Origin of the sequence: Providencia sp. PROV114 (genome assembly GCF_032704305.1) — a bacterium.
Classification (GTDB): domain Bacteria; phylum Pseudomonadota; class Gammaproteobacteria; order Enterobacterales; family Enterobacteriaceae; genus Providencia; species Providencia rettgeri.
This window is the reverse complement of sequence record NZ_CP120528.1, coordinates 910437-924481: the sequence shown is the minus strand read 5'-3', so window position 1 is coordinate 924481 and position 14045 is coordinate 910437. Positions and strand designations below refer to the sequence as shown.

General features: G+C 37.1%; 11 protein-coding genes. 5 read left to right on the top strand and 6 right to left on the bottom strand.

The features are described 5' to 3' along the window. Positions 1-4: 4 nt before the first annotated feature. The 5 genes from P3L37_RS03970 to P3L37_RS03950 all read right to left on the bottom strand — a co-directional run bounded on the left by P3L37_RS03970 (position 5) and on the right by P3L37_RS03950 (position 7222). The gene (locus P3L37_RS03970; protein ID WP_004905211.1) at positions 5-1489 is read right to left on the bottom strand and encodes a TolC family protein; all 1485 of its coding nucleotides are present in this window, start codon (positions 1487-1489) and stop codon (positions 5-7) included. Continuing rightward, the gene (locus P3L37_RS03965; RefSeq protein WP_110732244.1) at positions 1489-3357 is read right to left on the bottom strand and encodes an FUSC family protein; all 1869 of its coding nucleotides are present in this window, start codon (positions 3355-3357) and stop codon (positions 1489-1491) included. The genes P3L37_RS03970 and P3L37_RS03965 overlap by 1 nt, the downstream gene beginning before the upstream one ends. After that, entirely contained in the window at positions 3344-4384 is a 1041-nt protein-coding gene (mdtN, locus tag P3L37_RS03960) for a multidrug transporter subunit MdtN (RefSeq protein ID WP_109911955.1), read from the bottom strand. The genes P3L37_RS03965 and mdtN overlap by 14 nt, the downstream gene beginning before the upstream one ends. 3 nt (positions 4385-4387) lie before the next feature. Then, positions 4388-4669, bottom strand: a complete 282-nt coding sequence (locus P3L37_RS03955; protein ID WP_004905217.1) for a YtcA family lipoprotein — start codon at positions 4667-4669, stop codon at positions 4388-4390. A gap of 333 nt (positions 4670-5002) precedes the next feature. Then, positions 5003-7222 (bottom strand): extracellular solute-binding protein, encoded by a 2220-nt coding sequence (locus P3L37_RS03950; protein WP_272667446.1) that lies wholly within the window; start codon positions 7220-7222, stop codon positions 5003-5005. A gap of 346 nt (positions 7223-7568) precedes the next feature. On the opposite strand from P3L37_RS03950, the gene P3L37_RS03945 reads away from it, so the two are divergent. Genes P3L37_RS03945 through P3L37_RS03935 form a run of 3 tightly spaced genes read left to right on the top strand, consistent with a single transcriptional unit; the run spans position 7569 to position 10404 of the window. Beyond that, complete coding sequence (locus P3L37_RS03945) at positions 7569-8390, top strand: MBL fold metallo-hydrolase (RefSeq protein WP_109911954.1); 822 nt, start codon at positions 7569-7571, stop codon at positions 8388-8390. A 14-nt stretch (positions 8391-8404) separates the two neighbouring features. Beyond that, the gene (locus tag P3L37_RS03940; RefSeq protein ID WP_004914203.1) at positions 8405-9652 is read left to right on the top strand and encodes an MFS transporter; all 1248 of its coding nucleotides are present in this window, start codon (positions 8405-8407) and stop codon (positions 9650-9652) included. Between the two features lie 38 nt (positions 9653-9690). After that, a complete protein-coding gene (locus tag P3L37_RS03935; protein WP_109911952.1) occupies positions 9691-10404 on the top strand; it encodes an MgtC/SapB family protein in 714 nt (237 codons plus the stop codon). Between the two features lie 104 nt (positions 10405-10508). Here the strand turns inward: P3L37_RS03935 and hypT are convergent, their stop codons facing one another. After that, on the bottom strand, positions 10509-11417 hold the full coding sequence (gene hypT, locus P3L37_RS03930) for a hypochlorite stress DNA-binding transcriptional regulator HypT (protein WP_004914205.1): 909 nt from the start codon (positions 11415-11417) through the stop codon (positions 10509-10511). A 460-nt stretch (positions 11418-11877) separates the two neighbouring features. Between hypT and P3L37_RS03925 the strand changes: the two genes are divergently transcribed. Further along, the gene (locus P3L37_RS03925) at positions 11878-12606 is read left to right on the top strand and encodes an aspartate/glutamate racemase family protein (RefSeq protein ID WP_109911951.1); all 729 of its coding nucleotides are present in this window, start codon (positions 11878-11880) and stop codon (positions 12604-12606) included. Positions 12607-12676: 70 nt separating this feature from the next. Beyond that, complete coding sequence (locus P3L37_RS03920) at positions 12677-13978, top strand: anaerobic C4-dicarboxylate transporter (RefSeq protein ID WP_004914207.1); 1302 nt, start codon at positions 12677-12679, stop codon at positions 13976-13978. The last annotated feature ends 67 nt before the right edge of the window (positions 13979-14045 follow it).

Here is a 14045-nt window from a genome sequence, read left to right as displayed (position 1 = left end):
AAACCTATTTTATCGTAGCGTCTTCATATTTTGGTAAAGCCCTTTCAATTTCACCTAATGCAAAGGCTAAATCCACAGCAGCAATAACTGAACCCGTATAAGAATCAATATGAGCAAGCTCGGCTGTTAATAATGCAATTTCTGCGGCATTAATTTCAGTCACTGTTCCTAAACCATTTTTATAAAAATCAACACTGGCGGTATAACTTAATTGAGTTGTTTCGACTAGGTTTTTCGCCGCTTTATTGGCCTCAACCGCTGATTTTAGTGCATTCTCAGTTAAACTCATCTCTCGAATCGCCATTTCTTGGCTTTTCCGCAAATTCTCTTGGGCAATAAGAATATCCGACTGAGCATTCTTCATACGTGCTTGCCTTATTCCCCCTTCATAAAGCGGAATACTGATACCTATCAAAATATTTGAAGATGAAGAACTTTGGTTGATACCCGGTAGTCCTTGCACATCTAAACGGCTGTTTCCCCCCGCGACTGCCCCCGCTAAATAGACTTTAGGGAAATAGTCGGATTCCACAGATTGGGTCGTTTTCATCGCTGCCAGTGTAAGTTCATAGTTAGCAAGCACATCAGGGCGCTGGGCTAACGCATTTCTGATCCGTTCATGGGTCAACGGTGCGATATTATCAGGCAAAACATCGTTATCATTATATTGAATATTAATTGTTTTCAGTGGAGATATACCGATGGTAGAGAGTAATAATTGGTATTGATCTCTTTCTTTCCCTTTAGCTAATACGTTCTGAAACTCTAATTGTGAAACTTGCTGCTTCGCTAATGCAACATCCAGTACGGTTGCTAGCCCACGCGCTTTTTTTTGCTCTACGGCATACAATAAACGCTGACTTCGCTCCAAAGCTTCATAAGTTATTTTTGTTTTTTTCTGTGCTGCACCATAAGCATAATAAGCAATGGTTACATCATGAATAATTTTTTGGTGAAGTAAATTAAAGTTAAGGTCAGAAGCTAAAGATGCATGTTTGGCTGCATCAGTTAATGCTCCTCGCTGACCAAAATCAAACAATAGCCATTGAAACGTTATCGCAGGGATAAAAACATGGTTAGAAACATCAATTTTATCGACTAAATCATTATGTGGTAACTTCAATGTTCCACGTTGATAGCCACTTAATGCTGTTGCAGTTATAACGGGTAAATAGGTACTTTCAACCATTCCCACATTGGTTGCGGCTTTTTTAGCAAGCTCCCAAGCAATACGTGTTTCAGGATTATTTTTTTGTGCAACATCGATAAGGCTTGCTAGGTCATATTGATCTTTAAATACTTCGTTATGTTCAGCATATAAATTCTCTTCAGGGGAAGAGATATATGTGTCAGTTTCATATTGTAAAGGCTGCGGCGCTTTATCCATAAATGAACGGCTCGTATCGACACAACCGACAAGAAAAATGCTGAATATCGAGATGAGTAAATATCGTTTTTTGTCGTATCTCATTGATTGGGTCATTGTCATTACTTCTCGCTCACTAGTTCTTTAATAACTTGCTCTTTTTCTTGAGCCGATAAAGTTGAAGGTATCGTATTTAAGACATCATATTTCAAATCACTGGCAGATTTTAAATTTGTATTCGAATCAAAATGATCTTTATGATTAAAAGGAATAAATTCAGACGAATAATTTTGGTAACTATCTACTGAAACCTTGGTTAAGAATTGGTTTAAGAAATGAGTTAAAGCCCCCCCTTTATCTTTAAAGTGGGTTTCGAACATCAATAAATTAATATCATCTTTTGTTTTAATAACGCCCTCATTGATTGCAGCAACCAAACTGAGAGCCTCGACATTGTTATCATAAGATTTTAATTTAAGTGCCGCATAACTATCTAGAATATTTCTAATTTGAGAGTTAACTGTAGTCATGATAGAGACCGGCCACACTTTAGTGAACATAATGTACATGACAACATTACCTAATAGGATACCGAGGATCCTATCGGAAGCAACATCCAGATCATAGCTCGGTTTAAAACCATGAAGAACGGTTAATAAAAATGCCAGCCCAACTTGGACTCCTGCATAGGATATACGCTCATTACCCGCAGCCACCCATGCAGCAGGCAAGATACAGAAAAAGATGAGTATCATTAGGCTAAAAATATCGGATAAATGAGGGATAATATACACAATCGAAATAACCCCGATTAATGCACCAATTAAACACCCTATAATACGCAGCGTTAGCTTATGTACTGTTTCACCAACAGAAGTCAATGCAACAACGTAGCAAGTGATCATCGCTGTGTGGATCCCCTGCCATTCAAAATAGTCATAAAAAACATAGCATATTAGTGCAGCACAGGTTGTTTTGATGGCGAAATATTTATGGTTTGGATTTGTAAAAGCGTCTTTAACAAAAAAGGGATTTTTAGCTTTAGGGTCACTCCCCACTTTCTTCTTAAATAGAATATCTTGAAAATCAGCCAGTATTTTCTGGTTTTCAAGGTAACTATTTTTTTCGCTTTTTAGCGTTTCCAATTGTTCAATTTGGTTTTTTTCCAAACACTGCGCAATAAATTGACATTTTTCCGCAAGTAATAGACGAATTTCAGCAGAAGTATCATCGGGTAAATTTAAGGACATGATCAGTATTTCATACGAATTATCAACCATGCTATCTAGCCACTGGATTTCCCTTTTTCCTTTTAGAAAAAAGAGTTTGATGAGCATTAGGTTCCGTTTACATTCAGCCTGCGTACTTAAAGCTTCACTAATTTGAATTGAATACGGCATTTTCCCTAAAAAAAATTGGTTTGCAGCCAAAAAACGCTCAGCTAGCTTATTCATTAATAATTTTTTAGGGCTAATCCCAAAAAAGTAATTAAAGATAACCACCAATAACATGGGGGATACAGCCATTAATAGTGCGTATAAAAGCCCTCTTGTTGCGGCATCGCCAAAAGGAACATCATCAATCAATGTCATTAGAAATGCAATTACAAGGGCAATTAAGTTACCGACATCACCAAGGCTGCTCGCTGAAGACAAATACATAAATAACCCTGAGAAAAGGGCCATAAAGAAAAAGCGCAACATCACATTTTGAATCGTAAAGTTAAACAATATAAAGATTACACAGACCGCTATACTGCATAGCACTATGACACCAATACATAACAGAATATTTTCAATCGCATTGGCTTTAACAAGGTAGATAATTAAATAGCAGCTAATCGCCGATTCTGGAATTTCGTATAACATCGCAATGCCAGCCATTAATGCGCACAGTAAAGCAATCCGCCATGTTGTCGCGAAACGAAAATTAAATGGCAACAAATCTTGTTTTATTTGTTGAAGAACCAGTAAAGCTTTAGCAGTCATCATCTTGGGATACAATATTAACAGTGGCAGTCGCACCAACACGCATCAGATTTTTCGGTGGATTTTCTAAAATTACTCTCACAGGAAAACGTTGTTCAACACGCACCCAATTTAAAGACTTGGGGACATAAGGTAAGTCTCGAGGTATATTCAACAGATCAGTAGACATTACTCCCCAACCTGCACCTTGTACTCGGCCTTTAATAGGTTGTTTGTTATTAATCATTGAATAAACAACTGCACAGCTGCCCATTTGGATGTTATCTAACTCTGTTTCTTTAAAGTATGCGGACACAAACCATGTCTCTGTATCAATTAAGGTAAAAACAGATTGCCCTGAAAGGACAAACTCACCCGCTGATATCGTTAGTCCAACAATATACCCATCACTCGGTGCCTTAATTTCCGTGTTACCCAATTCCCACTCAGCCATGGCGAGTGATATTTTTAATGACTCAACAAGTGCTTCTTCAGATTTGGTGTTATTAATTAATGCTTCTGATGCCACATTTTGTTTTTGAGCTTGTTTTAAGCTGACTTCTGCATCACGTTTTAAGGTTCGGGCGTCATCCACTTGTTGGGCGGTAACAAAACCTTTCGCCAACAATGGCTCTAAACGTTTTAAAGACTGGGTTGCCAGTGCAAGGTTAACTTGTGCACGTTTTATTTGCTCTTCAGCCACTTCAGAATTTGATGTTTCAGCGACAATCACTCTCTTCTTGTTGCTTAACGCCGCTTCTGCAACAAGTAACTCGGCTTTAGCTTGGTTCACTCGTAGAGCATACATAGTCGGGTCAATGGTAAATAATCGATCGCCTTTTTTGACTTCCTGATTTTCTTTAACATAAAACTGGCTTATCCGTCCCGGAACGACAGAAGAAATGTTAATTTTATTGGCCTCAATCACGGCCTCTTCACTTAGTGGATTCAGAATCGATGATTGCAGGCTTTTCCATAGTAATAGTAATAAAGCCGCAAATATGCCGATTGTGAGAATGACGGCTATCTTTTTTTTATTTTTTATATTCATAATTTAATGAGAAAAATAAAGTAAGGATATGGTAATAGAGATTGTCAACAAGACACCAAAGTAAAACATCAGAGGAAAAGGTAACTTATCATCAATTTCTAAATAAACGAGAACAACACGCAATAATATAGCGCCAACCAATCCAATTAAGACACATAGCATCCAATAAGGGAAATAAGCGCCTAACATTGGGAATAATGGGGAATGTCCTTGGTTGCATCCCATTAACAATAAGGATAGCAGGCTAACGCTGATAATATGGCGATATTTTCTAATTAAGCTCAAGATAACTCACCTATCATATTATGATTAATTAACTTATTAATTAATCACTACTATAACTCTTTTTAAATAATAATCGAATAATAAATCGAAAGTTTATTAAACCTATAAAATGAAATGAAATAAAAAAATGAATTAAAGATACATAAACCAGCCACTAAATGCCGAGAACCCTCCCAAGAGGGCAATTGAGGGTTACTTCAAAGCTATTTTTGCTTTATACCTACCGGTAAAAATGACTAAACAAAACGCCCTGTATCGCAACTAGCTTATGCGGATAACACTGAAAGTTAGTAACAGCTTATCATTTGTTTATCCGCTTATTTAAAATACCAATTAACCCGTTATTTGCCTCTCACCTTGCGTATCAACCAATAAGCGCTGGTTAATATACTCAATCGCCTCATCTATAGTCATGATTTTATTCACAACATTAGTAATTCCTTGCCCAATAATGACTTCAGCTTGGCGCAAATTAAACAACTTACCGTTTGGAATTGAAGATTCACGGATACCTCGATTTATTTCTTGATAAGCCAGTGGCATCCATGGATAGCGATAGCAAACCTCTTGATTATGGCTGAAATCTTGATGATTACTGTTTCCACCCAACAAAATGAGGTGATCCATTACTATTGGTGAATAAAGCCAACGATAAAATTGTTCTGCATAATGTGTTTTTTGGCTATAGCGAGATACCCCTAATGCCCCACCCCCCAATTGAGGGACTCCCCCTGGTACAGGGGCAAAACCAATTTTAGGGAAAATATTACTGTGAGCAACATCGTTAAATAGGTTCATATAAGCAATCAGCATAGCAAGTTTCCCTTGCTCAAATTGTTCGACTGATTCGCTCCACCATTTATTATGAATATTTTCTGTAATAGAAACCTGGTGGAGGTATTCATCTAATACCTGACCCGCTAATGGCATTTCTAATCTAGGAATATTACCATTACTTATTAACTTTCCTCCTGCCGCGTAATACCTTAATAAGTACTCAGTGGCAATTAACCCCGCACTGCCTAACGTCGTTGATGCACCGATAGGCCGTAAAAACTCACCTTCTTCATGTAGCTCTGTAAAAAATTGGGTTACCTGATCGTATTCATCAAAAGAAGTCGGTACTGTTAGTTCTTGTCCTGTTTTCTCGTAATACATTCTTTTTAAAATAGGATCTTCAAAGAGATCTTTACGATAAAATAACATTTGTGCACTGGCATCAAATGGCATTGCATAAGCAGTATCATTCACCAAACTAAATTTTTGCTGTGTTGGTAAGGAAAAGTTACTTAATAAATCAGTCACCCCATTCCCGACTTTATCTAACGGTTGCAAGATGCGTTCCGCAAACCAAGGAAAGCAGGCCATATCGATACGTAGTAAATCATAATAAGGATGTAAATGGAGCTGCCCTAAAATTTGGTAAACTTCATCATAAGGATAAACTGCTAAATTAACCTTAATTCCTGTTTGTCGATAAAAATGTGGCAGTAGCTTTTTAAGTGCGTTTGTTGAAGGGCTGGGTAAAATGAGTAAATTTAAGGTTGGATCGGATTTATTGTCAGTAATTATTGCCGATGTTGCCGTATAAAGGTTACCACTTTGATTACGAACGTAGACAGTATTCTTCCCCACCGTTTTCTTTGCGTGATCTTCTCTCATCAGTTCATCGACCACTTCCAACCCTAATTGTGCATAGTTCATTGGGAAACAATGTAACCCTTTTAGTATCGGAGGAATGTTACCACTTAAAGCAAAAATTGCAGGGCAATCACCTTCACTACCAAAAAAACTAGCTTGGGTTAAAAAACTAGCTTTTTCAATGTCTTCAGCAACAAATAAATCGGGTATTTGCTCCTCAGAGAAAAAATCAAAAGCTGCCTTATAAGATTCATCATTAGAAGCACGAATAATAATAAATTTTTTATTCGGGGCCTGCTGTTTAAGGTTATTTTGTAACTCACTGACAAAGGTGGCGTGCTCTAAATCACCATGATCATCGCTAAAAATACCCACTAGCTGGCTTCGATTTGTCGCAATTTGTTGGCAAATGGCATCAGCTGCCTGAGAGTAATCCAATGTGAAAAAATGGTAAGCGTTTACAGGCTGACGATAAATAAAAATAATTTGAGAAGCGGCTAATTTTAAGGTGTCAAAATAGATAGCGGCATCCTGCAAACAACTGACTGCTACGACTTGCTTATAGCCACCAGCGGCAATTTTTTGTAATGCATCGAGTTCTGTCGTCTCCAGATCATCCGTCAAGAATAGATCATAAGTTATCTCTGGATACTGAGCCATAGATTGCCTAAATGAATTAAAAAATATTGCATACTTATCAGACACCAATTGCGGTAAAAGTATTGCTATCTTTTGGCTCTTATTGGTTCTCAATAATTGAGCTTGTGTATTTAACTGGTACCCCATTTGCTTGGCGGCTTTATAGACTGCTTCAATTTTCTCAACACTCACATTCCCCCGCTTATTCAAAACATTAGAAACGGTTCCATGAGAAACACCTGCTAATTTTGCGATATCCTTGATTGTTGCCATTTGTCTTTTTCACCTTGATTATTGCTGCCAATAGCATACCTGAATTATTCATCGCGACTACCGATAATTGATTTGAACGTTCCACTCTCAATTAGTTTATAAAACAAACGAATAAAATAAAGATTACTTTTCTTGCCTTTCTTTTGCAGGGCAATATTAAACAATAACAAAATCAATGACATAAAAAATAATCTTTGAATGAGATCACTGATCTAAATAACATTTATTGGCAATAACAACCCCCAGCATTACTATTGGAACGTTCAAATTGATTTATTTTTTGTTTGAACACCAACACCAGGGATCAAAAATTCCAAAATAAAACTATAAAATACAGGTAATTATTATGAAACTTCACTTTTTAGGCACCGCGGCTTCTGAAGGCATACCAAATCCTTTCTGCCGCTGTGAGCACTGCCAAAAAGCAAGAGAGCTTGGAGGAAAAGATATTAGAACCCATTCTTCCGCCATTGTGGATGATCTTATGTTGATCGATGTTTCCCCGACATTTAGCTATCAGTTAATGCGTGACGGAATGGATGCAACTAAGTTTGAAAGCTTACTATTTACCCATACTCATCCTGACCATTTTAATGTCGGCGATTTATTCAGCCGCATGGAAGGTTATGGTTTTGAAATTCACCATCCATTACATATTTTTGGTAATGACCGAGCAATTAATGGCTGCCTTGACGTTCTACCCGGCTACAGTAAAGAGCGTTTCGATTTCCACTGTTTAATCCCTTTTGTCACCGTCGAAAGGAACGGTTATAAAATTACGCCATTACTTGCAAACCATGCTAAATGGGAACTTTGCTATGTCTATCATATTGAAAAAAATGGAAAAGCTATTTTTTATGGACATGATTCAGGTTGGTTCCCTGAATTAACCTGGAAATGGTTGGAAAATAAACAACTTGATATCGTCGTATTTGAATGCACTTACGGGCTCAATGGGAAAAACCGTACAGATAATCACATGAGCCTAGAAACCGTCTTTGCAGCTAAAGAAAAACTGCAGCAACAAGGCTGCCTGCATTCAGAAACTCAAATTGCTGTTTCACATATTTCCCATAGTGGCAAATTACTTCATGACGAATTAGAAGCGGTTTGTGCACCTTATAATATCCGCGTTGCTTATGACGGATTAACGCTAGAAGCATATTAAGAGGAAAACTAATCATGGATATGAAAATAACCTCTCGCTTACTGATCATGATGTTTGTGCAATATTTCATGCAAGGTGCATGGAATATGACAATGGGACTTGTGTTAAGTACTTATGGGATGGCAAACATCATTGGTAATGCTTACGCTTTATTAGGTGTAGCAACCATTATTTCCCCTTTATTCATTGGTATGGTTGCTGACCGTTTCTTTGCTTCACAAAAAGTAATGGGAACACTGCATTTAATTAATGCGGCCGTTATTCTATGTGTTCCTCAATTTATTGAGGCACAAAATAGCGGCATGACCCTGTTTATGATTTTTATTATTGGTCTACTATTTTATCCAACAACTGCGCTTTCTAATAGCATCAGCTTCTCTCATATTAATGGTGTGAAATATTTCCCTATTATTCGTGTATTTGGCACATTCGGTTTTATGGCTATCGGATTTATATTAGGGGAAATGGGCTTCTCGGGTAGTACCATGACTTGGTATATCGCATCCGCTGTTGCTGTATTACTAGGTTTCTACTGCTTTACTTTGCCAAATACACCACCAAAAGCGAAAGGTAAACCTTTCTCCGCTAGAGATATTCTATGTTTAGATGCACTTTCATTATTTAAAGACCGTTATTTCGCTATCTTAATGTTTAGTATCTTTGTATTAATGATACCGAAAACAGCTTACTCCGCTTATATCCCTGTATTTATTAAAACACTTGGATTCGATAATGCAGCATCTATCATGCAAATTGGTATTGCATGTGAAGTCCTATTTATGTTTGTGCTGTCATTCTTCTTAATGAAATTCGGTTTCAAAATCACCTTACTTCTTGGCGCAGTAAGTTGGATTATTCGTTCAATGTTATTTTCCTATGCTGCAGTAGATTCCGGTTTCTACTTCATTATTTTCGGATTGATGCTTCAAGGATTATGCTGGGACTTCTTCTTTACAGCAGGTGATATCTACGTTGACCGTAAAGCAAAACCTGAGATCAGAGCGCAAGCTCAGGGTTTACGCTTTATTGTTTCAAATGGCTTTGGCTTATTATTTGCTTCAACAATTTGTGGTGAAATCTTTAATTCAACTGTCACAGAGACAGGTAGCGCAGCATTACCACAATGGGGAACATTCTGGCATTACCCAGCTATCGTCGCCGCTGTTGTCACCGTTTTCTTTATCTTCTTCTTTAAAGACGATGTGTCTAAAAAGAAAAATGGGGAAAATGAAAAACCAGCAAATCGCGTTACAGCACAATAATAATTAAGGAAAGGGTAAGGTCACGTCAGGAGCAAGCCATGGATTTATTTATACAGTTTGTTGGCACCATTGGCCCTTTATCACTATCAAGTATTGCTAAACTACTAGCCGCCTTCGTTTTAGGCGGCTTAATTGGCTTAGAACGTGAATCAAAGGGAAAACCTGTTGGTTTTAAAACTTGTGTCATTATCGCCGTTGCCAGCTGTTTATTAACCATCGTTTCTATTCAGTCAGCGGAATATTACGCCAATATCTCTGACAATATACGTAGCGACCCAATGAGATTAGCTGCACAAATAATTAGCGGAGTGGGCTTTCTAGGCGCTGGGGTTATATTGCATCGTCGTGATGATGCCATTTCAGGTCTAACAACTGCAGCCATTGTTTGGGCTTCAGCCGGTGTTGGAATTGCCTGTGGTTCAGGGTTCTACTGGCATGCTATCATCGTTACAATCCTTTTTTTCTTAGCAATACAACTCAGTCCTCAAGTTGCTTTATTTCAGATGAGAAACCAAAAACTAGGAAAAATTAAAGTTCGAATGCTATTTACTCATGAAAAAGGTGTTCCTTTGCTTATTGAGTACCTAAAAAGCCACAAAGACTTAATTGAGAATCTCACCATCAGAGATATCAAGAAAGAGCGTGTCGAGGTAAATTTAAAGCTATTAGTACGCCAAAAAATCACTTTACCTGAATTTTACTGCTCCTTAAAACAGTTGGAGTATGTCCACTCTGTTTCTTTAGATCACTAATTCTTTCTTTTTCAAAGTGATATATTTTCGCTAAATAAAATGTGAATTATTTTAATAACCTGTTTATTTTAGCAGGTTATTTATCTATAAATTCCCCATCGACACTATAAGTGCCGTAAATCCTCTGGAATATTCTTTTTTAAAATGCGCCAAAAGTCCTCTGCAGTTTTATTTAGCCTTGTATCCATACGGTAGATATAAGCTTGGATAGGTATCGTTAATTCAGGCGTATCTAGACAAACGAGTTTCTTTTCTTTCAATTCATTCACTACAGAATAAATAGGCAACCATGCTATGCCATGACCATCCAAAGCCATATTTTTTAATAACTCACTCATTGATGACATAAAAAGTGTTTTCGAATTGATCGTACCAAATTCACTTAACCGACGATTAACTAACCTTCCCATATATGAAGCACTTGTGTAATTCAACAACGGCACTTGAGGTTGATAGATGTCAAATAGCGGCTTACCATGCTCATCTGCGGCACAAATTGGGTATAATTCAGATTCAAATACATTCAATGAGGAAAATGGAGATTGCATGAGATCTTCATCATAAAATGAGATAATAAAGTCACTCTTCCCTTCTCTCAATGCGTTGACAACTTGTACGACATCAATGGCTTCAACATGGTAAACAAACTCCTCACCGTAACCGGACAGCCCATGGACTAATTTAGGTAGTAATGTTAATGACAACGAATGAGCGGCAGCAATTTTAATATTTGGTAGACTCAATACATTATGGCCGGATAATTCATTTAAGTTACATTCCAGTTGTTGTAGTAAACTACGTGCTTGGGAATGGAAAATTTTGCCCTCTTCAGATAACTGTAAAGGGGAAGTCGTTCTATCAAATAATTCAACACCAATAGCTTCCTCTAACGCTTTAATACGACGGCTAAACGCGGGCTGAGAAATATTTCGTTGTTCTGCGGCATGAGAAAAATGTCGGCACGACTCTAGTGTTAAAAAATCATATAGCCATTTTGTTTCTATATTCTTCATCTTATTAAGCCTTAAATTGACTTGCTGTTAAAATATAAGAAATTAAAAGTATTTTTATTGATATTTTAAGTTAATGATTAGTTAAGCAACCAAACAAAATTTGTAGATACATTATTTGTATTATGCATAGACCTACTATTTAAAACATTAACAAAAATCAAAAATTAATTTTATTTAATTTATTTACATCATAAAACCTAGTCTATTCAGGCTCTCAGAGCAATTTATTAAAATAACTTTATTTTGAATAAAAAACTTAATGCATATCTTGCATCAACCCATACTTACTTGCATTTCTCATCCAAGATAAACATTGATAAATATTAGCCATAGGTTATGGCAGTAATATTTAGGTTAATAATTATTTTAATGCCAACCTATATGTTAAATAAATGAAGGAATATAAGCATTTATTGATTTTTATTTTATAAAAAAGCTAATGAAATGCAGGGGTATTAAAATGAAAGGTTTAATTGGTGTATTAGGTGGTATGGGACCTGCCGCTACTGTCGATTTATTTAATAAATTCGTTAATTATACCGTAGCAAATAGAGACCAAGAGCATATCCCTTTAATTATATCATCTATTCCTGATATACCAGATCGAACAGAGGCGCTATTAAACCGTGGTGAATCTCCTCTACCTTTAATGACTGACTATCTAAAAAAACTAGAAAATGCAGGTGCTGAATGTATTGTTATTCCTTGTAACACCGCACATTATTGGTTTAGTGAACTGAAAGATATTTGCCACGTCGATATGCTAAGTATTGTTGAGACAACAATGAAAGAAGTGCTAGCAACCAAGAAAAAAAATATCGGATTACTTGCAACAAATGCCACTATGTATATGGGGTTGTATCAAAAAAATATAGAAAATAAATATTTAAACTGCATCACGCCTGATAAAGAAAGCCAAGACAAAGTTATGGAAAGCATTTATTTATTAAAATCAGGAAATAAAAAAATGGCTGAGGCCATTATGAAAAAACAAGCTGAGGCATTATTCTCCCGAGGTGCAGAAATTATTGTTCTTGGCTGCACTGAAGTTCCCGTCATTCTTGAAAATGAAATAAATAATTATCCAGATAAATATATCGACTCAACCAGTACCTTAGTCAGAGCAAGTATTCACTGGTATGAAAGTAGAGTCGGGAAACAAAATTTAATGATAAATAAAAATATTTAATTTTATATCAAATATCAAAAATTAATTTTTAATATTACTAATGACAATATATTGTCTATTGGAGACGATTATGGTTTGGCTAGAAATCATTGTTGTATTAGGTGCAATATTCTTCGGTATACGGATGGGGGGAATTGGTATAGGACTCTGCGGTGGATTAGGATTAGCAGTTCTAACCATTGGGTTTGGTTTACCTATTGGCTCCCCACCTGTTGATGTTATTTTAATTATTATGACCGTCGTGGTAGCAGCATCTGCATTACAAGCTGCAGGTGGAATGGATTATCTCGTACGCCTCGCCAGTAAGTTTATGCGTAAAAACCCTAAGTACCTGAATATTATAGCGCCAATCATCACTTGGGTGATGACTATCATGGCTGGTACAGGCTTCATTGTTTTCTCTATGCTACCAGTGATAGCCGAAATCGCAAAAGATTCAGGCATTCGCCCATCCCGAACATTAGCAGGCTCAGTGGTTGCATCACAAATTGCTATTTCAGGTTCGCCAATCAGCGCCGCAATGGCAGCAATGTTGACAATAATGGAAGGTAATGGCGTTACTTTCATCGTTGTCATGTCAGTCTGCTTACCTGCCTCTTTTGTTGCAGCCATGGTTGCGGCATTTATCGCATCACGCCAAGGCTGTGAACTAGAAGACGATGAAGTTTATCTTGAGCGCTTACAAAAGGGCTTAGTCCATAAATACGAAGAAAAAACAGGTGAAAGCACCACCAGAGAAAAGTTTTCAGTTGTCTTGTTTATCATTGCCACTGTCGCGATTGTCATCCTTGCTGCCTTTCCGCAATTGCGTCCCGGCTTTGATATCGGTAAACCTATGGGCACTCGCGATATTATTATCATCTGCATGTTAAGTGCTGCATGTTTGATGGTGATATTCTGTAAAACATCACCAAACTCAATCGTTCTAGCACCCACTTTCCGTTCAGGAATGAGTTCACTTGCAGTGATATTGGGTATTGTTACCTTAGGGACGACATTTGTTGATGCACACATGGACCAAATTAAAGCGATAGCTGGAGATGTGTTATCTGCATATCCTATTTTATTAGCTTTAGTTCTGTTTTTTACCTGTGCATTGTTATATTCACAAGGTGCCACAACACCATTAATTATTCCGTTAGCTATTGCCTTAGATGTTCCCACATGGGCAATTTTGGCCTCTTTTGTCGCCGTCACCGGAGTATTTGTCTTACCCACTTACCCAACATCATTAGCAGCAATTGAATTCGACTCAACAGGGTCTACTCGGGTTGGAAAATATATTTTAAATCATCCCTTTATGTTACCAGGCCTAGGTGGAATTATTGCAGGTGTCGCCTTCGGTTTTATCATTGCACCAATGATTGTCTAACATAAAGACGTGAGGCTTCCACATATTTATAACAAGATAACAAAATGATTTTATTGACAAAATGAAG

Excerpts from the sequence above, each read along its gene's own strand:
- P3L37_RS03970 (WP_004905211.1), bottom strand. The coding sequence starts at position 1,489 with ATGACAATGACCCAATCAATGAGATACGACAAAAAACGATATTTACTC.
- P3L37_RS03965 (WP_110732244.1), bottom strand. The coding sequence starts at position 3,357 with ATGATGACTGCTAAAGCTTTACTGGTTCTTCAACAAATAAAACAAGAT.
- mdtN (WP_109911955.1), bottom strand. The coding sequence starts at position 4,384 with ATGAATATAAAAAATAAAAAAAAGATAGCCGTCATTCTCACAATCGGC.
- P3L37_RS03950 (WP_272667446.1), bottom strand. The coding sequence starts at position 7,222 with ATGGCAACAATCAAGGATATCGCAAAATTAGCAGGTGTTTCTCATGGA.
- P3L37_RS03945 (WP_109911954.1), top strand. The coding sequence starts at position 7,569 with ATGAAACTTCACTTTTTAGGCACCGCGGCTTCTGAAGGCATACCAAAT.
- P3L37_RS03940 (WP_004914203.1), top strand. The coding sequence starts at position 8,405 with ATGGATATGAAAATAACCTCTCGCTTACTGATCATGATGTTTGTGCAA.
- P3L37_RS03935 (WP_109911952.1), top strand. The coding sequence starts at position 9,691 with ATGGATTTATTTATACAGTTTGTTGGCACCATTGGCCCTTTATCACTA.
- hypT (WP_004914205.1), bottom strand. The coding sequence starts at position 11,417 with ATGAAGAATATAGAAACAAAATGGCTATATGATTTTTTAACACTAGAG.
- P3L37_RS03925 (WP_109911951.1), top strand. The coding sequence starts at position 11,878 with ATGAAAGGTTTAATTGGTGTATTAGGTGGTATGGGACCTGCCGCTACT.
- P3L37_RS03920 (WP_004914207.1), top strand. The coding sequence starts at position 12,677 with ATGGTTTGGCTAGAAATCATTGTTGTATTAGGTGCAATATTCTTCGGT.